The following is a 21,278-nucleotide window of genomic DNA, read 5'->3' on the forward strand; positions in this document are numbered from 1 at the left end:
TGCCGGCCTCGCCGCCGGCGGACCTCGCACACCCTTCTCACGGAGCACGACGTGTTAGTGATCGCCGTTTTCGCGATATTCGCCATGTTGATCGCCGGCTATGAAACGTTCGCCGGCGAGCAGATGAACGTCGTTTCGGCGACGTCCACGCAAGCGCTCGCGCTGAACATGGCCGCCTATCGTCAAACGGTGATCGCTTACGTGCAAGCGCATCCGACATTCAACGGCCCGGTGCAAGCCAATCAATTGACGCCCGTGGCGAATTACAAGCCGAACCCAATGTGGCAGGGATATGTGCAGAACAACTTGGTCGTGGTGTATACGACGAGCACGGTATCGCCTGAACTCGTCGTCGACATAGCGAAGCTCGCGCAAGGATCGGTTTTCGCGGGGCGCGCGCTGAACGGCAACGAAGTACCGCCTACCGATGCGACGATCGCCATTCCGCTGCCTGCCGGCATCGCGGGCGCCATTCCCAACGGCAGCCCGGTTTGGCTGGCGCAGGCTTACGCGAGCTGAAGGGAGACGACGCCATGCCCCGCTCGCCGGCCTTTCGCTCCTCGTCTCGCGCTCGTCAGGGCGGCGCCACGCTTGTCGAGGCGCTCGCAGCGCTCTTCATCGCCGCGTTGATGTTCATCGGCTTGTCGATGCTCATCAATACGTCGATGCAGAACATCCGCGATCAGCAGGCGGCGCAATATCAATCGCAGCTTGCCACGGCCGCGGCGCAACTCGTGCAGGCGAACTATGCGGCGCTGGCATCGCAAGCTACGGCGACGAAACCGGTGGTCGTCCCTCTGCATGCGGCCGCGGGGGCGATGCAGTTGGGGAGCTTTCTGCCCGTGAGCGTGCAAGGTAAGAACGCCTACGGCCAAGCGCCGTGTCTTCTGGTGACCGCGCCGGCAACCGGCGGGCTCGATGCGTTGCTGGTGACGGAAGGCGGGCAGACGATTCCCGACCTGGAACTCGGCTACATCGCCGCGAATGCGGGGCAAGGCGGCGGGTCGATCCCGCTCAAGACGGCAACGGGAGCCGCGAACAACGGGGCGGCATACGGCGCCTACGGCGCATGGATCATCAACACTCCGAATGCAACGGGCGCGAATTGCAGCGGCGCGGCAACGGGCGCCGGCCATTTGGTGAGCGAAGTATTCACGAGCGCGCCGGCCAATCAGAACGCCGATTTTCTTTATCGCGTGCGTGTGCCGGGCTATGCCGATGCGAATGCTATGCACGCGCCGCTCTATCTGCACGATACCGTTGCACACACAGAGGGCACGAGCGACGGCGACTGCGGGAGCGGTGTGCCCAATTCCATCGGCAAGATCACGGCCGATTCCAACGGTCGCGTGCTCGCTTGCGAGTCCAGCGGCACGTGGCAATTCGTCGGTTCTTCATATTGGCGCGATCCCGTCGCGACGCAAGCGGACTTGGCTTCGCTTTCCACGCCGCAGCAGGGCGACGTCTCGCTCGTGCTGCAAACCGGCGTGCCGTACGAGTACACCGGGTCGAGCTGGCACTCGCTGATCGTCGATAACAACGGCAACCTCGTGATCGGCAATGCGCTCGTGGCCGTCTCGCGACTCGACTTGACGCAAAAGAACACGGTCGGTTCGCCGTGCCCCGACGACACCCCGTACGTGACGGGCGCGGGACAGATTTCGATCGACGCATCGGGCCACGTGCTGTCCTGCCAAAACGGAAGCTGGCAGAACCAGTCGGAAATCAACCCCGGCGGCAGCGACGTAGGCTGCGTGATCATCATGGGCAACGCCGGCGCGACCGATTACGCGTGCCCGTTTTCATACAGCGGCCCGTACCCGAGCGGCAGCGGCAACCCCAGCTACAACGCGGGCACCGGCAGCTACAGCTATACCGTCACGCGCACTGTGTTCTTGTCCAAGCCCGGCATCATCGCCGCGTCGGTCTGGGCGCACATGTACGACGCGGTGTGCGTCGACGGCAACAGCAAATTCGGCAATCAAGGGCAAGTGGCCCAGTACGTGTCGGTCTACGACAACGATACGGGCACTCTCATCGGGCGCAATCAGGCGCAGTCGCCGACGATCACCGACGACGCGGCCGGCATCAACGCCAACTTGCTGCAGTCGGCCCAGCCGAACGCGAAAGGCTACAACGTCGTGATCCAAACGGACTGGGCCAACTACAACGGCATGAAAACGCCTTATACGACGAACTATTGCGGCCCCTCGGGAAACCTCGTGCAAACGTCGCCGGTCGTGGCCGGCTGGACGATCAACTCCTTTTACTGAACATGTCGCGCCCATCGGAGAGTTCAAGCCGTGCGTAACCATCATCATCACGACCGTCATCGCCCGACGCGGCCGCACTACCGGCGCATCGCCTCGCTCGCGGCGCTCAGCTTCGCACTGTGCTCGATCGCGCCCGGTGCGCCCGCCGCGATCGTTCATTGGAAGACGAACAGCGTCACCTATTCGACCGAGGGCAAGGACGTCAAGGACGTGCTGCGCGACCTCGCGGCGAGCCAGGGGATCCCCGCGAACATCGGCGCCGAAGTGTCGGGCACGGTCAGCGGCCGCTTCAACATGCCCCCGCAACGCTTTCTCGATACGCTGGCATCGACGTTCGGCTTCGTCTGGTACTACGACGGACAGGTGCTCGACATCGTCACGCCTTCGGAAATGAAGCGCACGCTGCTGCATTTGGACAGCGCATCGGCCGAGCAACTGCGGCGCACGCTCGAGCAGCTCGGCGTGGCCGACAGCCGTTTTCCGTTGATCTATGACGACTCGCAAGGGGCGGTGATCGTCAACGGGCCGCCCGGTTACGTGCAGATGGTATCGAACGTGGCCAACCGCATCGATCACAATGCCTCGCACCGCACGGGCACGGAGATTCGCGTGTTTCCGCTGCATCATGCGTGGGCGACCGACCGTACGGTGGACGTCGACGGTCAGGCCGTCACGCTCGCGGGCGTCGCATCGTTGCTCAACAGCATGTATCACCCCAATCAGTCGGGCGTGGGCGCGGCCGGGGGCGTGGCATCGGCTGCTGCCGGCGTCATGAAGAGCAAGGCCGTGGCCGACGTGTCGGGCTCGACGAACGGCGGTTACGGCAACGGTTCGGGTACGGGCGCGCCCGGCACGCCGCCGCTGCCGCCGCTGCCCGGCGGCGGGCCGTTGGGCGGCCTCTCGGGCAAAGCGTCGCCGGGCGTCGCGCAAGCGACAGGCAGCGGCGGCGGACAGGGTGGCGGCGATCCGAGCGGCGACCCGAAAAACGATGACCTGCCTGTCATCCAGGCCGACCCGAGAACGAACTCCGTCCTGGTACGCGATACGCCGGACAGGATGTTCCAATATCCGGACGTGCTGGATCGATTGGACGTGAAGCCGCAGCTGATCGAGATCGAGGCGCACATCATCGAAGTGGACGACAATGCGTTGCAGCAGCTCGGCGTCGATTGGTCGGCGCACAACAGCCACATCGACATTCAAACGGGCGGCGGCACGCTGCCGCAGAACACCTACAACGGCACCCTGTCGCAGAACTTCGGCACGACTACATTGAACGGGTCGCTGCAATCGGGTGTGCCGGTTTCGCCCACCGGCTTGTCGATGGCGGCGGTGCTCGGCGACGCGGGCCGCTACTTGATGACGCGTATCGACGCCTTGACGCAGACGGGGCAAGCGAAGATCGATGCAAGCCCGAAAGTCACTACGTTGAACAATCTCGAAGCCGTGATGGCCAACAAGATGCGGTTCTACGTACCGGTGACGGGCTACACCTCGGCCGATTTGTACTCGGTCTCGACGGGCGTCTCGCTGCGTGTGCTGCCGATGGTCGTGACCGAAAACGGCTCGACGCAGATCAAACTCGACGTTTCAATCGAAGACGGCGAATTCACGGGCGATACCGTGTCGAACCTGCCTGTGGTATCGAGTTCGGACATCAACACGTCGGCCTTCATCAAGCAAGGGCAGGCGCTGCTCGTGGCCGGCTACCGCGTCGACAAGCGCTCGAACGGCATCTCGGGCGTGCCCGGACTCTCGAAAATCCCCATCATCGGCAACTTGTTCAAGACGGCCAGCAACAGCGACAGCCATATGGAACGCTTGTTCCTGCTGACGCCGCGGATCGTCGAGCCTTGAGCATGAGTGAGGGAGCGCGGGCGATGACTGCCTGCGACGCTCGATACCGTTACCCGATGCGATGCATCTAGCGAGGTACGAACATGGAAAACCTTCGGCAGATTCAAACGGCGTCGGCGCCGCGCGAGCAGGGCGCCGACGCGGACAGAAAGCGGCTGCAGTCGATGCTCGACAGCCAGCCGTGGGGAACGATCGCGCTGGGCTCCGACGGGCGCGTCGTTGCCGCTAGTGCGCGCGCCAGCGCCATGCTGCGCATGCCGATTCCCGTCGGCGCGCCGATGGAGCAAGTCTTCGCGTTTTGCTTGCGCGACGGCGTCGAACCTTATGCTGCGCTCGAGCAAGGCCGTGAAGTCGAAATCGAAGGAGCGTGGTGCTGGCTCAAGCTCACGCGCGTGGAGGACCAAGAAGAAGGGGCGAACGCGGAGCGCGACCCATGCTACGTCGCCGCGTCCGTTGCCGTCGTCGATATCAGCCCGGTCCATCGCTCGCTCGACGAGCGCATCGCGTCGCTTCGGTTCTTGTCGCACGATCTGCGCTCTCCGCTCAATTCGATCGTGGCGTTGACGCAGCTGGAGGAAATGGACGCCGCGACATTCGCGCAATGCGGCGGCATGCGCCAGATCGGCGAACTCGCGCGCTACGCACTTGGACTCGGCGAGAACTTCTTGTTTACCTCGGTGGTCGGCAATCTCGAGCGCCGCGACTTCTCCCGCTTCGATCTGCGCGCCACCTTGCGCGAGCTCGTCCCGCAACTGGAAGTCGCTGCGGTATACCGTGGTGTATCGCTGCGCTTGTGGCTGCCGGACGGACGCCCGACGTGGGTGAACGGCTTGCGGCCTTTCATCGCGCGGGCGTTGCAGAATCTCGTCGACAACGCCATTCAGGCGTCGACGGCCGGTGCGACGGTATCCGTCACGTTCAAGCTGGTCGACGATCTCGTCGAAATCGGCGTCAAGGACGCGGCGGGCGGCTTGCCCGGGTTGCATCAAAAGAGGCGCATCGATTCCTTCGACGAGCTGGCGCAAAAAACGTCCAAAGGATTCGGCCTCGGCCTGAAGCTGGCCACGCGCATCGTGGCGCTGCACGGCGGCACGTTGCACGCGGAGATCAACGAGGACGGCGGCACCACGTTCGTCATGCGGCTGCCGAGCCTGATCAAACAGCAGCATGCGGGCGATGCCGCGCCCGCCGAGATGCCGGGCGTGCGCGATTCCGTGCGCGCGTTTGCAGCCGGAGCGTTGAAATGATCCAAGCCGCAGGCAAGACCGTTCGGGTGCTCGTCGTGGAGGACGATCCCGCTCAACATGCGATGCTCGTCTCTTGGCTCAAGGCCGAGGGTTATCAAGTCACCTCGTTCCACGACGGCCTCGAGGCGCGCAATCATCTGTCGAGCAATTGGGCCGACCTGTTGCTGCTCGATTGGGATGTGCCTGGCGTCAACGGTGAGCAGCTACTGTCATTCGTCCGGGGCCGTTCGCGCTCGTCGGTGCCCGTCATCTTTCAAACGGTGCATTCGTCGGAAGCCGACATCGCCAAGATCCTAGACACGGGCGCGGACGATTTCCTCGTCAAACCTGTCGATCGCACGGTGCTGCTAGCGCGCATCCGCGCTGTGTTGCGGCGCGCGGCGAGCACACAGGTCGACGGCCGCAAGATGATCGTCGGCGAGTGCGTGCTCGACCGCGGCAAGCAAGCCTTGATCGCCAAAGGCGCCAATCACCCGCTGGGCACGAAGGAGTTCGACATCCTGTGGCATCTGGCGACGCATGCGGGCACGGTCGTGCAGCGGCAAGATTTGCTCAGCGTCGTGTGGGGCTGGGATGCGAACGTGCAGACACGGTCGGTCGATATGTACGTGAGCCGGGTTCGGTCGAACCTGAAAGCAGCCGGCGTCGGCTGGACGATTCAATCCGTCTATGCAACGGGCTATCGCCTCAACACGGGCGCCGACGAAGAACCCGCCGATGGGCTGGCGCCGGCCGCGGCGTCGCAAGACGGATCGTCTTCCACGGCGTCGTTTAGCCCACCCGAGGAGCCCACGCTCGAATCGGTGTGGTCGAATCGCAAAACTTCATGAGAGCCGCGTCGCGATGAACGAACGCTTGATATCCGCTTGCTTCGTACTCCTATGTGTCGCCGCGGGGGCGGCGCCTCAGCCCGCGCATAGTGCGACGATTCCCTGGCAGACGGAGCGGATCGATTACACGGCCACAGGGGCGCCGCTACGGGATGCGTTATCCGCGCTCGGCGCGCAGACGCACGTGCAAATCGATGTCGCGCCGGATGTAAAAGGCAGCGTGACCGGTCGCTTCAATCTCGCGCCGCAGGAATTTCTATCGACGATGGAGGCGACCTACGGCGTCAGTGCGTACTACGACGGCATGGTGCTGCACGTTGCGCCGCAGAGCGACCGGAGAACGCTTGCGATGCGCTTGAACTATACGTCGACCGATGCGCTTCTTTCTCAGCTGTCCGGTACGGGCGCCAGCGATCCGCGATTCGCGCCGCAGGTGGACGAAGCAACGCACACGTTCGTGGTCAGCGGGCCGCCCGCCTACGTGGCCCGTGTCGAAGCGACGGCGCGAGAACTCGAGCGAGCGGCGCGTTCGCGCGTGCGCACGGCGGTGCGCGTCGTAACGTTGCAGACGGCTCGCGCGGCGGATCGGCATGAAACGATAGGCGGCGTGCCGTCGGTCATGCCGGGGGTGGCGACGCGGCTGCGAGAGCGATTGGCGAGCAACCGTGAAAGGCCCTTTGCGGACGGCATCGTCCCGCGCGAGTTCGAAGCGCCTTTGCCGACGATCGAAGCCGACGTCGATCACAACGCCATCGTGATTCGCGATCGACCCGAACGGCTCGACGGCGATGCGCAAATGGCGCGCGCCTACGATACGAAACCGCCGCTCGTGCGAATCGTGGCCTATGTGGCGGATATCGACGCAGATGCCCTTGCGGCGTTGCCGATGCAGTGGCGGGCCGTCGAAGGGGCCGCACCCGATGCCTATGCCGTACCCGGGACACCGCCCGCCGCGCGCTATGCGTTCAGCGACGATGATGGGGCGGCGTTGGCCTCCCAGTTGAAGGAGTTCGTTTCGGAGGGCCGGGCGCGCATCGAGTTCGAGCGCGATGCAATGACCGCCGACGGTACGGCGGTTCGACTCGACTCGCACGCGGAAAGGCTCGTGGCCGCGGCCGACGACGGTGTGGGCGGCGCGGGCAGCGAGGCATCGCTGCTGGACGTGCCCGAGGGCGTCACGCTGGAAGTGACGCCTGTCGTGGAAGGCTCCATGGATTTCCCCCACGTCGCGCTGACGGCGCGATTCGCCCTGACTAGCGGCGAGGCTTCGACCGTGCGTGTCGATGTGCCGTCGCAACGAGCGGTGCTGATCGCCGCGGCGCCGACGGGAGGCGCCGCGCCGCGGACCGAAGGATCGAATGGCGGCGGCGATGCAGACGGCAGCGAGGTATCCGCACGGACACGGGTGGTGCTTCTTGTGCCCTACGCAAGGGTGAATTGAGGGGCCCCCTTCCGCTACTCGGCCGCGAGACTCCTGTTCAAATCGGCGACGAATTTTTGCAAAGCGGACGACAGCGCCAGCGCCAATGACCGAGCATAGGATTCGCTGGTGGCGGCCACCGCCAAGCCTGCCGAACCCTCCCCGGCATAGTGTTTATTGAGCAGCTCCGCGTCGCCTCGCTTCAGGCGCACAACCAGGGATACCTGTCCGGTGTAGCTCATGTACATGTCGCAGAACACGTTCAGGATCTCGCCGGATACGGCGATGCTCGTGCTCGACGCGCCTGCTTGCGGCTTTCCTTCCACAACGGTGTAGCCGCTGTTTTCGAGTTCGGTCTTCATCGCCTGCGTGACCCATTCGGAGACGTCGTTTTTCGGCACGACATCGGCCATCCGCATCCCGAAGGCGTTTCTCGTCGTACCGACGGTTCCTTTGTCGGAGCGTTCGTCGGCGAGCGGCTGGAGAAAAATTTGGATGTTCCTCGGTGACGATTTTTCCGCTGCTTGGGCGACCGGCGCGTGACGGGAATCGCTCGCGGGCGGATAGGTCAGCGTCGGATTGCGGGTGCCGAGCACGCAGCCGCCAAGAAGGAGGGCCGCGCCGAGCATGGTTGGAACCGCGGTACGTCGAATGGCTGCTTGCATGACGCCTGCCGTCTTGGGTGAGGGGAAGAGTATCGAAGCGTTTCGAAGCGGCCGGCAGGCACGTTTCATGCACTCCGGTTCCTTACGGCCATGGGATGAAGGTAGCCGCGCGGCTCGGCCGAGGTATTGACACACGTCAACGCGGCGCGGAATGCCGGCGCCTGCCGCCATGGCCGGGCTCGCGCGGCCCGGTCCGCGGGGGGGCGAATTCGCCCGTCTTCCGACGGCCAAAATGCCCGAGCTTGTGGCCGATTTTGCAGGGTAAGGCTCGCCCCGTACGCTTGACGCCTAGGGGCCGCTCAACCATATTGGGTCAGTCGTTCCATGCGTTCTGCGGATGTCATGATCGAGATGAATCATCGAATTTTGCGGGTGACCACGGCCGCCGCTGGAGGCGGCCGTTCGAAGCGCGGTGCAATGCCCGCTTCGTTTGCCAGCTAGGAGACAGGGCATGAGCGATCAGCCCGTTCGCAACGCGGGGTTCACGATGTTGTGCGCGAATTGCGATGGCGAAGTCATCCAACCTGCCTCGTTCTGCCAGCACTGCGGCGCGCGGGTCACTTTGCTGAGCGGCCGGTTCGGCGCCGCGCGCGATCGAGGCAGCGACAGGCCGGCGCCGGCGCGCGTCGAGCCGCCGCGGCCGGTTCGTGTGGAGGCGCCCGCACCGGCTCGTGTGGAGACGCCACCAGCCGCTCGCTTCGAGCCGCCCCTGCGTTCTTTTGCGCCTGCGGATTTCGAGGGCGACCTCGATGCGCCGCCGGGTTCGTCCGCGGATTCACCGGATGCATCCCTCGTTGGGGCGCGCGATGGCGATGCGGCGGGAACTGGTTTTCTACGATGGCGGCAGTGGGGATGGAAGCGCAGCGTAGGGGCGGTTCTCGCATCGGGCGTCGTGCTTTTAGGCGGCCTGACCGTCATGCATCGGTACGATGAACCCGCCGTTTCGGCGGCCACGCAAGACAAAGCGTCGGTGTCGGGAGACGACGGTGCACGGTCGATGGCCGCGACCGGGCAGATCGCGCCCGCATCGGCGCCGAATGTGACGGCGCCGCCGGTTGCGGGTACGGACACAGGGGCGGACACCGATGTCGATACCACGAAAGCGAACACTGGCAAGGTAGAGGCCACGCCACGCAGTCACGTCCCACGAGGCAGGGCGCACGTGCGTACGCGCCGGCATGGGCACGCGAAACGCTGGCGCATGGCTTACCCGAATATCTATTCGCATGCGGATGCGCAATTGCAGGGGCTGCTGGGCACCCTCTCGTGAACTCACGAGCGCAGCCGGGCGCCGCGAGTCCTGCACGATACAACGCTATCGACGATGCGGGCGAACGTATCCACTGAGGGGCGAATGGCTTCGATATCGAGCGCGCCGAAACCCAGCAGAAACCCGTCGAGAAACTTCGGATCGCCCTGATTGAACGTGTGCAGCCGACGAAGGTAAATGCCCTGTTCGAGCGATCGCGAGACGGTCGTGTCGAAGTCGATGAGATCCCGAATCCGAACGGTCATATGCAAACCCGCCGCGTTCCTTGAGGTCTCGAGCGAATCGCCGAAGCACTGATCGAGGCAGTGGAGCATCTCCGCTTGCCTAGCGCCGTAGATGTCGCGCATCTGCCTGATGTGTTTAGCGAAATGCCCATCCGCGATAAAGTCCGCCATGGCCGCCTGCAAGGACAGGTGGCCGGGCCGATATAACCGCAGCGAAGCGGCGGCAAACGCATCGACGAGATCGGGCGGTACGACGATGTAGCTGAGCCGCATGCCGGGGTACATCACCTTGCTGAACGTTCCCATCAAAATCACGCGACCGCTTTCATCGATGCCTTGCAGGGAGGGAAGCGGACGCTGGTCGTATCGGAACTCACTATCGTAGTCGTCCTCCAGCACGAATGCGTCCCATCGCTCAGCGGCCTGGCACAGCCGGGCGCGCCGTTCGTCCGATAACGTAACGCCCATCGGAAACTGATGCGATGGGGTCATCACAACGAGGCGGGGACGGCGCACGCATCGTTCGACTTCCATCCCGTCATGGTCGACAGCGATCGCCTCCACTTCAAGCCCGTTGGCTCGCAAGAGAATCGGCGTGGCCCAATGGCACGGGTTTTCCACGTAGGCCAGCTCACCCGGATCGGCCAAGATGCGCGCGCAAAGATCGATCGACTGATTACTGCCCATCGTGACGATGATCTGTTCCGGCGTGGTTCGAACGGCTCGCGATACGCGCAGGTACTCCGACAGTGCACGGCGCAAGGGCAGATAGCCGCCTGGATTGGAGTAGCCCATGAGATCGACATGCTGCTCGCCGAGATAGCGGTTCTGCACGCGCCTCCATGTTTGATACGGAAAACACGCCGTATCGCACACGCCCGGAACGAACGCGCCCTTGCGTTCTTGAATGCCGCCAGGCGCGCTGATCAATTGCTTCCCACGCTCGGACAGCGTTCTGGCTGTCGACTCTCGAGCCGGCGGTTGCGTCGATTGCGGCAGCGTGTCGGAGACAAGCGTGCCGCTTGTCGAATCCGAACGCAGATAGCCGTCGGCCGACAGCCGCTCATAGGCCGTGACCACCGTGACTCGCGAAACCTCCAATGCCGCGGCGAGTGTTCGCGAAGACGGCAAGCGCGTGGAAGCCTTCAACGTGCCGTCGGATATCGCATCGCGGATCCCGTTCGCGATCTGGACTTGCAGCGGCACGGACCCATTCCGACAGAGGCGACCGACCAGCAGGTCAGCGAGCAGCGAATCCGACATTGGACCTATCCAACTTTTTGAACTGGACTTATAGCGTCACCGCTGGAACACGTACTGTCAAGGCCAACCTCAACTCGTTCCACTGATTGGTGATGCTATGCGCGTGTCTCTACGTCGGCCTATTGTTCAGTTGCATCGCGTGATAGGTCTGACCATTGGCTTATTCGTTGTCATGGTGGCGGTGACGGGAGCGGGCATGCTCTTTCGTACGCAGCTCGAGCCGATCGTTTATCCGCATCTACTGGACGTTAAATCCTGCAATGCGCGCCTGCCGCTCGATACGTTGATTGCAAACGCGCGCGCCTCCAATCCCGCCGCGGGCCGGCCAACGCAAATTCGCCTATACGCCGAAACCGATACCAGCACGCGCATTCTTCTTAGCGATAACCGGTGGTACTACGTCAACCCTTGCACGGGCGAAGTGCTCGGAAATGAAGATCGTTACGGCGGGGTGTTCGGTGTCATGGCTTCGCTGCACAGTTTCCATTTCATGAAGAACGGAAGCGTCGTTGCAGGAACGCTTGCGCTGACCTTTGCGATCGTTCTTGTCTGCGGCGGCTTGGCGGTGTGGATTCCTGAACTGCTGCGCAAGCGTCGGCGCGCGGGTGCGGCTACGCCGAAGCGACAACTGACGGGCCGCGCGCGCCGGCTTGATCTGCATAAAACGCTGGGCGGTTACGTCAGTGTCATCGTATTCGCGTGCGCGCTGACCGGCGCGCTGCAGTCGTTCCAATTCGTGCGGGATGCGTTGTATACCCTGACGGCCTCGAAGCCGCCCGCGCCGTCTCCTAAGGCGATCGCGCAGCCCAATGCGCAAAGTCTTCCCATGGAGGCGCTCTGGCAGCGAGCACAGGCGTTGGTGCCGCAGCCGAAATACGCCCGCATTCATTGCCCCGCAAAACTGGGCGATCCCTTTAAGGTAGATCTCGTTGCGCCCGATGCGCCGCATATCAACGCTTTTTCCTACGCCAGTCTCGATACGAGCACAGGGAAGGTGTTGCGCTTTACGCCTTACGCGCAAAACAGCCTAGGCCACCGAATTTACCTGACGGCGCTTTCGCTGCATTACGGATGGCTCAGCGGCGGATACTTGCAAGTGCTGCAACTGTTCGGCGTGCTCTCGGTGCCGGTGTTGGCTTACCTCGGCATCGGCAGCTATCTGCGCGGAAGACGCAAAAGACCCACGCCGGCGGCGCCCCCCGCTCAGCCGACCACGCTGCGGTTGAAAGTGGCGAGGAAAACAGTCGAGGCGGAGAACGTCCAATCGTTTGAACTCGTCGATCCTGCTGGACGATCGCTCCCGCGATTTACGGCGGGCGCCCATGTCGACGTTCACGTGCCCGGCGGAAAAGTGCGCCAATACTCGTTGTGCAATTCGGCAGCGGAGCGTCACCGATATGTGATTGCGGTGATGCGGGCCGAACCGACGCGCGGCGGATCGAAGGCCATGCATGAACAGGTCGACGAAGGAGACTTGATCGAAGTCAGCGCGCCGAAGAATCACTTCCCGCTCGCGCCGTCCGTGAAGCGCGCTCTGCTTATCGCGGGGGGTATCGGCATTACGCCCATCCTTTGCATGGCGGAACATCTGGCCGAGGCTGGAACCGATTTCCGCCTCGATTACTTTGCACGCTCCGCGGCTCGCGCAGCCTTCGTCGATCGTATCGAGCGCTCGTCGTTTGCTGACTTTGCTCGCTTCCATTTCTCACAGGACGAACGAGAGCAGCGGCTTCGGCTAGCCGCGTTGCTCGATACGCGCGATCCCGAAACCCATCTCTATGTGTGCGGTAGCGAGGCATTCACGAATGCAGTCATCGAAGCTGCGCTGGAAAGAGGCTGGAGGGAGAACCAGATACACAGAGAGTGCTTCAGCGCAGAGCCGAGAGATGGCGCCGGCAACGTCGCCTTCGACGTCACGATCGCAAGCACCGGCAGGACGATTCGTGTGCCGGCGGACAAAAGCGTCCTGGCTGCGCTGGCAGATTCCGGGATCCATATCGCGACCTCTTGCGAGCAAGGCGTCTGCGGCACTTGTGTGACGCGCGTGCTGGAAGGCGAGCCCCAACATCGCGACTTGTTTCTCTCCGACGACGAGAGGAAGAAAAACGATCGCTTCGCCCCATGCTGTTCGCGCGCCAATAGCCCGAAGCTGGTACTCGATCTCTAAAACGGCCGGCGGCGTTACCGCAAACCCCTAGATAAAACTTCTGAATTACCAACCATCGAATGGAGACATGAATGAAGATCACAGTAAAGCTCGCAGTCGTGGCAAGCGTCGTAGCATGCATGGGCGGGGCCAGCGTGGCGCAGGCGCACGGCATCTGGTTCGCGGAGCGCTCGAACCAACTGGCGTTGATCTACGGTCTCGGCGCCGATGATCTCGACATGATCAAGCGCCAGCCGAAGGTCAAGAGCGTCGCGGCTTATGACGAGCAGGGCAAGGAGGTCCCCACGCAACTCACGGCGAGCGGGCCGTTGCTCGTAGTCAATACCGACAGTCAGCCGGCAATCGTTGCGGGGGTGCTCGACAACGGCCTTTGGAGCAAGACGCCGGATGGCGAGTGGTACAACAAGGGCAAGGACGAGGTGCCCAACGCCACGATCAGCATGCATACGTACAAGTACGCGGTGCAACTGCGCAAGCCTTTGCATGGGCCTGTCCCCATCCTACCGGGGCAGAAGTTGCAGGTCGTGCCGGTCGGCAAGCAATTGCCGGATCGAATGGGACAGCCGCTTACCGTTCGCGTGCTGTTCAACGGTAAGCCCATAGCGGGCGCGGAAGTGCAGCCCGATCTCGTCAACGATCCCGATTCCAAACCGCTTAAGACGGGCGCGGACGGCGTGGTGAAGATCAAGGTCCGTAACCAGGGCCTCAATGTCATCGTGGCGAAGTACGACTCGCCGCCGGCGGAGCCCGCGAAGGCGGGCAGCGACGAGCATGAGGCCACGTTGTCCTTCGTGCTGCCGCATCTGCCCGAGTGATCGCCCCGTTATTCGTTGATTGCCGCCATTCGTGATTGCCGGTGCTTTCGGCATGTCCGAAGGCGCGGTCGATCACGCTGGACGTGCCTCGTTTCGAGTTGTTTTATTTATTACCTGCATTCCCTTCCTATGAAAAATTCTTTGATTGCCGCGACCATCTTGGCTTCGTTCGCCAGCGCGGCGCATGCTCAGAGCAGCGTGACGCTCTACGGCTTGATTGACGTCGGAATCAACTATGCGACCAACATAGGCGGCCATAATCAGTATTCGATGGGCGTAGGCAATCTCGCCGGCGACCGCTGGGGGATGAAAGGCACCGAAGACCTCGGCGGCGGCCTGAAGGCGCTGTTCGTATTGGAAAATGGCTTCAGCTTGGCGAACGGAAAGCTGGGCCAAGGGGGCGACGAGTTCGGACGTCACGCATACGTCGGCCTTTCATCATCGAAGATCGGTACGGTTACGTTCGGTCGTCAGTACGATGCGATTACCGATTTGACCTATATGTTCGTCGCGGCACAGACCTGGGCCGGATACGCGAGCGCTCATCCCGGCGATGTCGATAACACGGATGGCAGCAATCACATCAACAACGCGATCAAATTCACGAGTGTCGCTTACCGTGGGTTAACGTTCGAGGGTACATACAGCTTCGGCGGTATTGCTGGAAGTTTCAATCAAAACCAGATCTGGACCTTGGCGGCCAATTACGTCCGTGGGCCGCTCACGCTGGGGGCGGCGTTCGCCAACGCGCGGGATCCCAACTTCTCCTACTTCGGCAATAACGCTTCTTCGAGCGCGACGGGATCGAACATGGCCGGAAGCCGAGTGTATTCAGGCTATGCCTCGGCGAAAACGCAGCGAATCTTCACCGCGGGTGCAGCCTATGTCATCGGCAATGCTACGGTCGCGGTGGACTATAGCAATACGCAGTTCAGGGACATCGGGACGTTGCCCGGTCTGCCTGCAACGGGTGCGGGCGGCGATGCACGGTTCAACGATATCGAAGCCAACGTCCTCTACAAGCTCACGCCCGAACTATTTCTCGGCGCCGGGTATAACTACTTGAAAGGGTATGGCGTCAACGGCGCCACTTACCATCAAGGCGCATTGGGGCTGGATTACTTCCTGTCGAAGCGCACAGACCTTTATGCGAACGCGGTTTACCAGCACGCTTCGGGCACGGATTCGACGGGTGGAAAGGCGGTTGCCAATTTGAACGGCTTGACCGCATCGTCCACGCAGAACCAAGCGGAAATCGTGCTCGGGATTCGGCATCGGTTTTAGCGATCAACCAATGGGACCGGGTGGCCCCGCAACCGGTTTCGTCGCCGTGATTTCAAAGCCGCCGCTGTCGAGATCCAAGGGGCTCGGGTTCGCGGGCAGTTCGGTGCCGAGCGGCGAGACGAACCGTGCCTGAACATCGGTGAACCCGGCCGCCCGGAGATCGGCCTCGACCTGATCGGCTCGCAGCGCGCCTTCGCTGCCGAGCCGAAGATCGATGCTGCCGCCCGGCTTCACGATGCGAGCGAGTTCGGCAATCCCGGGTGGAAGAGAACCCGGCGCCACCGGGCCTTCGGGCCTCGCGAAAACTTGCCACGGAACGTTTTCCGCGACCACCTTGTTCATCGATGCTGAAGGGACAGCCGACATGTCTCGCGCATCGGCCACGACGTCGGCGCCGGCCGTGCGGTCGATGTTTAGATAGATCTCTCCCGGGGCAGGCGGACGGAATACGCGGCCACCTCCGATCGTAAGCGTATCGGCGGCATCGAAATTCGGCGGGGCGATACGGTTTGAAGGCCAGATGACCGTCGTGCGCGACGTCAGATAGTCGCTGGGATCGTCGAACGGAGAATCGTCCGCTGGACCGGTTTGAAGCGGGGCGCTGCCGGCCGTATTTCCGCCCGTCTTCGCCCCAGCGGGGCTCCCGCCCGCAGCCGGGGCGCCGGATTGCGGCGGCGCCGCCGGTGTCCCGCTCGACCCCGCGGCGGGTGATCCCGCCAGCGCGACGCTGGACGTCGACGGGTTCGCATTCGACGTCGATACGCTGGGCGCGGCAGAACCCGACGGCCCGAGCGTGTTCAAAAACTCGGCCCCTTGCCGCGAAGCCCCGACCACGCCCAAGACCAACGTCGTCCCGCCTTGGAGCCGCTGATCCCACGAGAGCGAGTCCCAATTGCTGACCAACTGATCGCCTGCATAAGCGCCGCTTGCCATCGAGACGCCGTTGGCGGTCCACCCTACGACGCGCGCGCCGGTTTGCACGCCGTTGCTCGCGGCAATCGCCACGCCATTCGTCGCAAGCGCATCGACGCCGAGTTTTGCCGCGCCTCCCGTGAAAGGCGTCGCGAGCCCGGCTGCGATTCCGGCGTAATCGCCGAGCGTGGCTTTGCCCGGGGTCCACGATTGCCCATGGTCCGCGCGATCGGTTAGATCGGATACGCCGTTCGTGGCAGCCACAGCGCCACCGGTCAGCACGCTGCCCCATGCCGCGGCGAGAAGCGGCGTGGCCATGCCGTCGGTGCCCACGAAGGCCGCCACGGTCAGCACGCCCGCGCCGGCCACCGCCAATCCATCGAGGACATCGCCGCCGTAGCGCTCGACCTTGTCCCAAAAGCCTTCCTTCTTTGTTTGGCTCGCGCTTTGGATGCTGCCGTCCGCGCCGATCGTCAGATGGCCGTCGCTTGGCGTCACGAGTGTCCCGTAGCCGAGCTTGTTGCCGCCGAGATAGTCCTTCATGCTGTTGTAGGTTCGCCCGGCGTCGTCGACATACTGGTCGTTGCCGTTTGCACCGGTGACGCGCCAGACGATATGCGTCTGCGGGCCGTTCTTCGACCCGCTGGCATCGAAGACGACGGGCAGGGCGGTGACGCCCGCGTCCGTGCCGCCGGCCTTCGTGATCTGCTTCGCGATACCGCGAATGGCATCGAGCTGCTTCCCGCTGTAGAGTTCGGTGGTGCCGTCGAGCAGGGCGGCGGCTTGCGTGCCGCTCGTCGGTGTTTGCACAGTGGGCTTCAGCCCGAGGTCGCTGCCGATCATGTTGTCGAGCGCAGCGCCGCAGAGATACTGCGGATCGTCGCCATGCGCGATCATGAACATGTCGAACTGCGCGGCGGCGACGGCTTTCGTGTCCTTCGGCGATTGCTGCGCTTTCGCCATGGTCCCGACGAAATTCGTCAGGAATTTGACGGTATCCGGGCCCAGTTGCTTCGAGACATCGCTGCCGGTGATGGCGTTTTGGAGGACCGATTTTTCGGCGTCCGAAAGATTTCCGCTCGCACTGACCGTCGCCAGCATGTGGCCCAGTGTCGACAGTTGCGGCGTGTTGGATTGCCCAGCCGCGCTGGCGACGATCATCGCAGCGATCTTCGATTTGTCGCCGTCGTCCAGGGCCGTATTCTGGCCCACGCCGATGAGGCTCTGGCCGAGCAGTTGCTGATCGAGGGCACTGGCCGCTTGCGGGCTCGGCACGCGTGAGGACAACACGGTGGCCATCGCGATTTGATCGGCCGCGGTCAGCGTATCTTGATCGATCGGATGGCTGGGCTCGCTCGTCGAGAGCGTTTTCGCGGTCTGCCGGATGAGTGCGCTCAACGCTTGCGGCTGAGTCGATGCGGTGACTTGCGGGCTGACCTTGGCGACGATCTCCGACGCCAACGTGTCTTGCGGCAATGAGGCGGACGACGAGCCGCCGTCGGTGACCGTGCGCAGCGACATGCGCAATCTCCCGCTTCGGGCGGCAGCGAGTGTGTCGCCGGATGAAGCCGTTGAGCGTACCGTTAAGGGGGCGATGCATTTTGGCTGCACCGCATTTCATCATAGGGAGCCGCTGAAGCGGGTAAGACGGAATATTCCGTAGTCGAGATGATCGATCGCACCCCGCAGACGTCGAACCGCTACGAAAGACCCGAGAAAGACCCGACCAGCGACTTGTTGGTCGTGCGGAAGTGCACGCCGTCGCTAGCACCATCGTGCTTCGAGAAAATGCGAGACTTGGTCTACGGCGGCCTATAATGGCGGGCGCGAAACGAAGTGAAATCGCGATGCAGTGTGAAAAATTTTATATAGAGAGGGCCCCAAGGTGAATATTGCGAATACGAAATTGTTCAGCGTCGCGGCGTGCGTGGCATTGATGATTTATGCCAATGCGTCGTATGCTAAGGATAGTTCACCAAAGCAAAAGAGTGTGACGCTAGGGAAAATGTACGCGAAGTACGCCGATAGCAATTACTCGTCGGATTCTATGCCCGAGTTCAACCAAACGGTTGCCATCACAGGCGTAGTCCTCGGACATAGCAAAAGCCTGGTGGGAAGTCGGTCCATCTTGTCTGCCGGAGACGACGCGGAATCGGGGGAGGAGTTGGCCCGATTGGGCGCCCGAGGCTCACGCGAGAATAGGAAGATGGACGCGCTTGAAGTCGGCTCGCAGTTCACCGCGGTGTGCGTGCTCGATATGACGTCGGGCGCGTCATATATGTCCTTTTCGGATTGCGTATTTAAGTAACGGCGGGTGGCGATGGCTTTGGCGAACCGCGGGCGCGCTTCGTTGATACCTCAGCCGGCACACTGAGAGTATTTGATTCAGGGTCTCCAAAGCCATGTGTGGTATTCGTGCCGGACGGGCCCAATGTGATTGAGCACTATGCAGAGCTGAGTCGCGCGCTCATGCAGGATTTTGGAGTGGTGTGTTTCGATATGTCCGGGTTCGGGCACTCGTTGCCTCAAAGTTCATATAGACATTCGCTGGACCAAGGCGCAACCGCGATTCTTGGCGTGCTTCACCAACTGGGCATTCCGACCGCGACGCTCGCCTTTAGTTGTACAAACGGCTTCTATGCAATACGCGTGGCTCGGATGGCGCCAGATTGGATGTCGAGCCTTTTTTTGTCGCAAACTCCGTCGCTCGACACGATGCACCGTTGGGTAGAGCGCGTCATGCCATGGCCGCTGAAGATTCCCGTCGCTGGTCAGATCGCAGCATGGCTCTTCCGTCGACAAGCGGCCCATGGCTGGTACGAGGCCGCGCTCCCGAAATCGACGAGCCGCGAGCCATTTCGCCAAGTTGCGCGCCGGGCGTTCTCATCGGGAGCATGTTTTTACTTGGCCGGTGTGGTTCAACGTTTATCAAAGAGCGGCCGGAATCTCTTAGTGATACAGGTTGAAACCGCCAGCAAGGCGTATCGGGTCGTGACTAATGAAACAGCCCGTCGTAGTGTCATAGTACCGATGCCGGTTGTAGTGCAGCCCGGATTCTTCGTCAACCTGCTGCCCCTGAAACCGTACTGCAATTCGTAGTGCAAGCGTAGCGGAATGCCCTAACAATCATGGCCGACAAACGCAAGCAGAAATCCGTCGCGGTATGCACTCAATGTCGGAGGCATACCGAAGCTGAGTTTCAGACGCCCAATCCTTTGTCCACCCAATCCTGAAGCGTCGATGCGATTATTACGAACTCGGACGGATCGAGGTCTCCAAGGCCAGATCCATAAATCCGTCCTGCCTCATCCTTGGTGTCAATCAAGAATCCGCGACCACCGCTATCGTCACCGATGAGCAGAAAGCCGGGGCAGTACTCAAGTACCTCATAGGTGGTGTTGCGCTCCGCCGCATCGCCTACCGAGTAGATCGAAACTCCGCTGTCGAGCAACGCACCGTTCGAGTACCGCATTAGCTCGCGATAGGTCTCTGGTAGCGTAACGCCGAGGGCCGCTTCGAGCGCATTTAGTTCAGCGTCGGACGCCCCCGGAATGATTCCAGGAAGGCTTGATATTCCGGTGAAGTTCATTTTCCAAATGCTCCAAGGCAGTCAAAGTACTTGTAGCTCTTTCTCATTGCTCGACGAGCGACATCTTGTGGCACTCCAGCGTTGATCATTTGCCTATATCCGATGTTGAACTCGTCGGTGATGGACGTAGATCCCCATTTGCCCCCAGGCTGCGTCGCTAGACTTCGGCGAAGCGCACGTTGTGCTGCCGATATTTGCGCATGTGAATCTCCACTAGCGGACGGTAGCAAGACTGCCGGCGCGGCGTTTCTATCGTACCCGGCAACGTTGTTCTCCGCCCATTCGTTTTGTACTGGATGATGCGACTGAATGAAGCCATCATCTCGGGTGTTGCGGTTTCCTGGCGCGCGGTTTGCGTTAGGACTCAGTTCTCCATGACGGCCGGTATCGTGTTTGCAAGCTCCACCCGGCCGGACGGCGAGGCCCAGTGGATCCGCCCACATCAAGGGATCATCAGCATATTGATAGAAATTCGTCCCGCCAATGAACTTGATCGGATCAGCGCTAATGAATTGCCCCGCCGACGCGTCGTAGTACCCATGCCGGTTGTAATGCAGCCCAGTTTCCGCATCAACCTGCTGCCCCTGAAACCGCGCATGCTTATAACGTCACTCGTACTGCTGCAACTCCTGCCGGATCAAATTGTCGAGATCCTTCGGATGCAAGAGGCTTCCGCGGTCGGTCGGCGTCGAAAAGACAAGACAAATTCGTTGATCCTTCGCCATGCCGGGAAGCCATCGGGCAAGAAAATCCTCGAGAGCGATTGCTTTCGGCTGGAACCCTTGCCACTCTGCCGTCGCACAAACGGCCGCGAACTCCTCTTCTGGCCAGAACGGCACAGCTGTCGTTGCGCCAGTGGACGCGGTAGCCCATCCGGTGTCGAACAGGCCCCACACGACCTCGAAGTCGGCGACCTTGCGGACGAAATAGTCACATCGGGCCGACGCGTCGAGTCGCAAGACATTCTCGATTTTCTTCGAGTGCGCCGTCATCAATAGCCTCCGATCCTATGCTGAGTCTTATGCAGGTCGGCGTCCTGCAACAGAGAATGTCTGTAACAGTATCCATCCTTTGCCTCGGTGTCCCGACCATGAGCGAGTTCCTTACCGGGCAACCGAGAATTTCGCGAATTTCCTGGCAGCCGGACTGACGTGCGATTGCCGGTTGCGATATGCCGCAACTCATTTCGAACCCATCCTCTGACCCAACTCGGTTGTAGCGGGTCGTCAGCCAAGGCTTTTAGCCTTTCCTGTTTGTTCGAACGCCCGTGCGATCCATCACAACAAAGCCGGCACATCAGCTTTGATGCGAGACCGAGCGGATCGGTCCACATGATCGGGTTGTCCGCATATTGGAACGGATTCAGCCCGCCGGCCAAGCCAATGGGATCATTAGATATGAAGCGGCCGACGCTCGCGTCGTAGTAGCGGTGTCGATTTAGCGAGAGCCCCGTCTCAGGGTC

General features: G+C 62.0%; 17 protein-coding genes and 2 pseudogenes. 10 read left to right on the forward strand and 9 right to left on the reverse strand.

The window, feature by feature from the left end; all coding sequences use genetic code 11:
• Nucleotides 1–51: 51 nt before the first annotated feature.
• The 6 genes from pilM to ACTHNR_RS24385 all read left to right on the forward strand — a co-directional run bounded on the left by pilM (nucleotide 52) and on the right by ACTHNR_RS24385 (nucleotide 7,648).
• Nucleotides 52–519 (forward strand): type IV pilus biogenesis protein PilM, encoded by a 468-nt coding sequence (gene pilM, locus ACTHNR_RS24360; protein ID WP_440550970.1) that lies wholly within the window; start codon nucleotides 52–54, stop codon nucleotides 517–519.
• 14 nt (nucleotides 520–533) lie between these two features.
• A complete protein-coding gene (pilV, locus tag ACTHNR_RS24365) occupies nucleotides 534–2,273 on the forward strand; it encodes a shufflon system plasmid conjugative transfer pilus tip adhesin PilV (RefSeq protein WP_440550972.1) in 1,740 nt (579 codons plus the stop codon).
• A gap of 30 nt (nucleotides 2,274–2,303) precedes the next feature.
• Complete coding sequence (sctC, locus tag ACTHNR_RS24370; RefSeq protein ID WP_440550973.1) at nucleotides 2,304–4,130, forward strand: type III secretion system outer membrane ring subunit SctC; 1,827 nt, start codon at nucleotides 2,304–2,306, stop codon at nucleotides 4,128–4,130.
• Between the two features lie 83 nt (nucleotides 4,131–4,213).
• Nucleotides 4,214–5,377, forward strand: coding sequence for a sensor histidine kinase (locus ACTHNR_RS24375; RefSeq protein WP_440550975.1), 1,164 nt, complete (start codon nucleotides 4,214–4,216; stop codon nucleotides 5,375–5,377).
• Nucleotides 5,374–6,207: a response regulator transcription factor gene (locus ACTHNR_RS24380; protein WP_440550977.1), complete on the forward strand. Its 834-nt coding sequence runs from the start codon at nucleotides 5,374–5,376 to the stop codon at nucleotides 6,205–6,207. The genes ACTHNR_RS24375 and ACTHNR_RS24380 overlap by 4 nt, the downstream gene beginning before the upstream one ends.
• Before the next feature lie 13 nt (nucleotides 6,208–6,220).
• Nucleotides 6,221–7,648 carry a secretin N-terminal domain-containing protein gene (locus ACTHNR_RS24385; RefSeq protein WP_440550978.1) on the forward strand — a complete coding sequence of 476 codons (1,428 nt, stop codon included), beginning with the start codon at nucleotides 6,221–6,223 and terminating at the stop codon, nucleotides 7,646–7,648.
• Nucleotides 7,649–7,662: 14 nt separating this feature from the next.
• Here ACTHNR_RS24385 and ACTHNR_RS24390 read toward each other — a convergent pair whose 3' ends face one another.
• Complete coding sequence (locus ACTHNR_RS24390) at nucleotides 7,663–8,292, reverse strand: YajG family lipoprotein (RefSeq protein ID WP_440550980.1); 630 nt, start codon at nucleotides 8,290–8,292, stop codon at nucleotides 7,663–7,665.
• Nucleotides 8,293–8,743: 451 nt separating this feature from the next.
• Between ACTHNR_RS24390 and ACTHNR_RS24395 the strand changes: the two genes are divergently transcribed.
• A complete protein-coding gene (locus ACTHNR_RS24395) occupies nucleotides 8,744–9,562 on the forward strand; it encodes a hypothetical protein (RefSeq protein WP_440550981.1) in 819 nt (272 codons plus the stop codon).
• 2 nt (nucleotides 9,563–9,564) lie between these two features.
• Here the strand turns inward: ACTHNR_RS24395 and pdxR are convergent, their stop codons facing one another.
• On the reverse strand, nucleotides 9,565–10,992 hold the full coding sequence (pdxR, locus tag ACTHNR_RS24400; protein ID WP_440550983.1) for a MocR-like pyridoxine biosynthesis transcription factor PdxR: 1,428 nt from the start codon (nucleotides 10,990–10,992) through the stop codon (nucleotides 9,565–9,567).
• Between the two features lie 154 nt (nucleotides 10,993–11,146).
• Between pdxR and ACTHNR_RS24405 the strand changes: the two genes are divergently transcribed.
• The 3 genes from ACTHNR_RS24405 (at nucleotide 11,147) to ACTHNR_RS24415 (ending at nucleotide 15,315) form a co-directional block, all read left to right on the forward strand.
• Nucleotides 11,147–13,216, forward strand: a complete 2,070-nt coding sequence (locus ACTHNR_RS24405) for a PepSY domain-containing protein (protein ID WP_440550984.1) — start codon at nucleotides 11,147–11,149, stop codon at nucleotides 13,214–13,216.
• A 71-nt stretch (nucleotides 13,217–13,287) separates the two neighbouring features.
• Nucleotides 13,288–14,031: a DUF4198 domain-containing protein gene (locus tag ACTHNR_RS24410; RefSeq protein WP_440550986.1), complete on the forward strand. Its 744-nt coding sequence runs from the start codon at nucleotides 13,288–13,290 to the stop codon at nucleotides 14,029–14,031.
• Nucleotides 14,032–14,160: 129 nt separating this feature from the next.
• Nucleotides 14,161–15,315, forward strand: coding sequence for a porin (locus tag ACTHNR_RS24415; RefSeq protein ID WP_440550995.1), 1,155 nt, complete (start codon nucleotides 14,161–14,163; stop codon nucleotides 15,313–15,315).
• Between the two features lie 3 nt (nucleotides 15,316–15,318).
• On the opposite strand, the gene ACTHNR_RS24420 is transcribed toward ACTHNR_RS24415, so the two are convergent.
• The 7 genes and pseudogenes from ACTHNR_RS24420 to ACTHNR_RS24450 all read right to left on the reverse strand — a co-directional run.
• A complete protein-coding gene (locus tag ACTHNR_RS24420) occupies nucleotides 15,319–17,748 on the reverse strand; it encodes a DUF4781 domain-containing protein (protein ID WP_440550987.1) in 2,430 nt (809 codons plus the stop codon).
• Nucleotides 17,749–19,182: 1,434 nt separating this feature from the next.
• Nucleotides 19,183–19,317 (reverse strand): annotated as a pseudogene (locus tag ACTHNR_RS24425) (RHS repeat-associated core domain-containing protein); the annotation flags it as partial.
• A 109-nt stretch (nucleotides 19,318–19,426) separates the two neighbouring features.
• Nucleotides 19,427–19,816, reverse strand: coding sequence for an SMI1/KNR4 family protein (locus tag ACTHNR_RS24430; RefSeq protein ID WP_440550988.1), 390 nt, complete (start codon nucleotides 19,814–19,816; stop codon nucleotides 19,427–19,429).
• Nucleotides 19,813–20,259 (reverse strand): hypothetical protein, encoded by a 447-nt coding sequence (locus tag ACTHNR_RS24435; RefSeq protein ID WP_440550989.1) that lies wholly within the window; start codon nucleotides 20,257–20,259, stop codon nucleotides 19,813–19,815. Before ACTHNR_RS24435 ends, ACTHNR_RS24430 begins: the two co-directional genes overlap by 4 nt.
• Nucleotides 20,248–20,409: pseudogene (locus tag ACTHNR_RS24440) on the reverse strand (RHS repeat-associated core domain-containing protein); the annotation flags it as partial. The gene ACTHNR_RS24435 and the pseudogene ACTHNR_RS24440, both read right to left, overlap by 12 nt.
• A 15-nt stretch (nucleotides 20,410–20,424) precedes the next feature.
• Nucleotides 20,425–20,808 carry a DUF2750 domain-containing protein gene (locus ACTHNR_RS24445; RefSeq protein WP_440550991.1) on the reverse strand — a complete coding sequence of 128 codons (384 nt, stop codon included), beginning with the start codon at nucleotides 20,806–20,808 and terminating at the stop codon, nucleotides 20,425–20,427.
• On the reverse strand, nucleotides 20,808–21,278 hold a 471-nt coding region (locus ACTHNR_RS24450; protein WP_440550993.1), incomplete at its 5' end, for an RHS repeat-associated core domain-containing protein. The genes ACTHNR_RS24445 and ACTHNR_RS24450, both read right to left, overlap by 1 nt.

The organism is Trinickia sp. (genome assembly GCF_051954495.1).
Classification (GTDB): Bacteria; Pseudomonadota; Gammaproteobacteria; order Burkholderiales; family Burkholderiaceae; genus Trinickia.

Excerpts from the sequence above, each read along its gene's own strand:
- ACTHNR_RS24395 (WP_440550981.1), top strand. The coding sequence starts at position 8,744 with ATGAGCGATCAGCCCGTTCGCAACGCGGGGTTCACGATGTTGTGCGCG.
- ACTHNR_RS24430 (WP_440550988.1), bottom strand. The coding sequence starts at position 19,816 with ATGAACTTCACCGGAATATCAAGCCTTCCTGGAATCATTCCGGGGGCG.
- ACTHNR_RS24375 (WP_440550975.1), top strand. The coding sequence starts at position 4,214 with ATGGAAAACCTTCGGCAGATTCAAACGGCGTCGGCGCCGCGCGAGCAG.
- ACTHNR_RS24380 (WP_440550977.1), top strand. The coding sequence starts at position 5,374 with ATGATCCAAGCCGCAGGCAAGACCGTTCGGGTGCTCGTCGTGGAGGAC.
- ACTHNR_RS24390 (WP_440550980.1), bottom strand. The coding sequence starts at position 8,292 with ATGCAAGCAGCCATTCGACGTACCGCGGTTCCAACCATGCTCGGCGCG.
- ACTHNR_RS24420 (WP_440550987.1), bottom strand. The coding sequence starts at position 17,748 with ATGTCGCTGCGCACGGTCACCGACGGCGGCTCGTCGTCCGCCTCATTG.
- ACTHNR_RS24445 (WP_440550991.1), bottom strand. The coding sequence starts at position 20,808 with ATGACGGCGCACTCGAAGAAAATCGAGAATGTCTTGCGACTCGACGCG.
- ACTHNR_RS24435 (WP_440550989.1), bottom strand. The coding sequence starts at position 20,259 with ATGTGGGCGGATCCACTGGGCCTCGCCGTCCGGCCGGGTGGAGCTTGC.
- ACTHNR_RS24410 (WP_440550986.1), top strand. The coding sequence starts at position 13,288 with ATGAAGATCACAGTAAAGCTCGCAGTCGTGGCAAGCGTCGTAGCATGC.
- ACTHNR_RS24405 (WP_440550984.1), top strand. The coding sequence starts at position 11,147 with ATGCGCGTGTCTCTACGTCGGCCTATTGTTCAGTTGCATCGCGTGATA.
- ACTHNR_RS24415 (WP_440550995.1), top strand. The coding sequence starts at position 14,161 with ATGAAAAATTCTTTGATTGCCGCGACCATCTTGGCTTCGTTCGCCAGC.
- pilV (WP_440550972.1), top strand. The coding sequence starts at position 534 with ATGCCCCGCTCGCCGGCCTTTCGCTCCTCGTCTCGCGCTCGTCAGGGC.
- ACTHNR_RS24385 (WP_440550978.1), top strand. The coding sequence starts at position 6,221 with ATGAACGAACGCTTGATATCCGCTTGCTTCGTACTCCTATGTGTCGCC.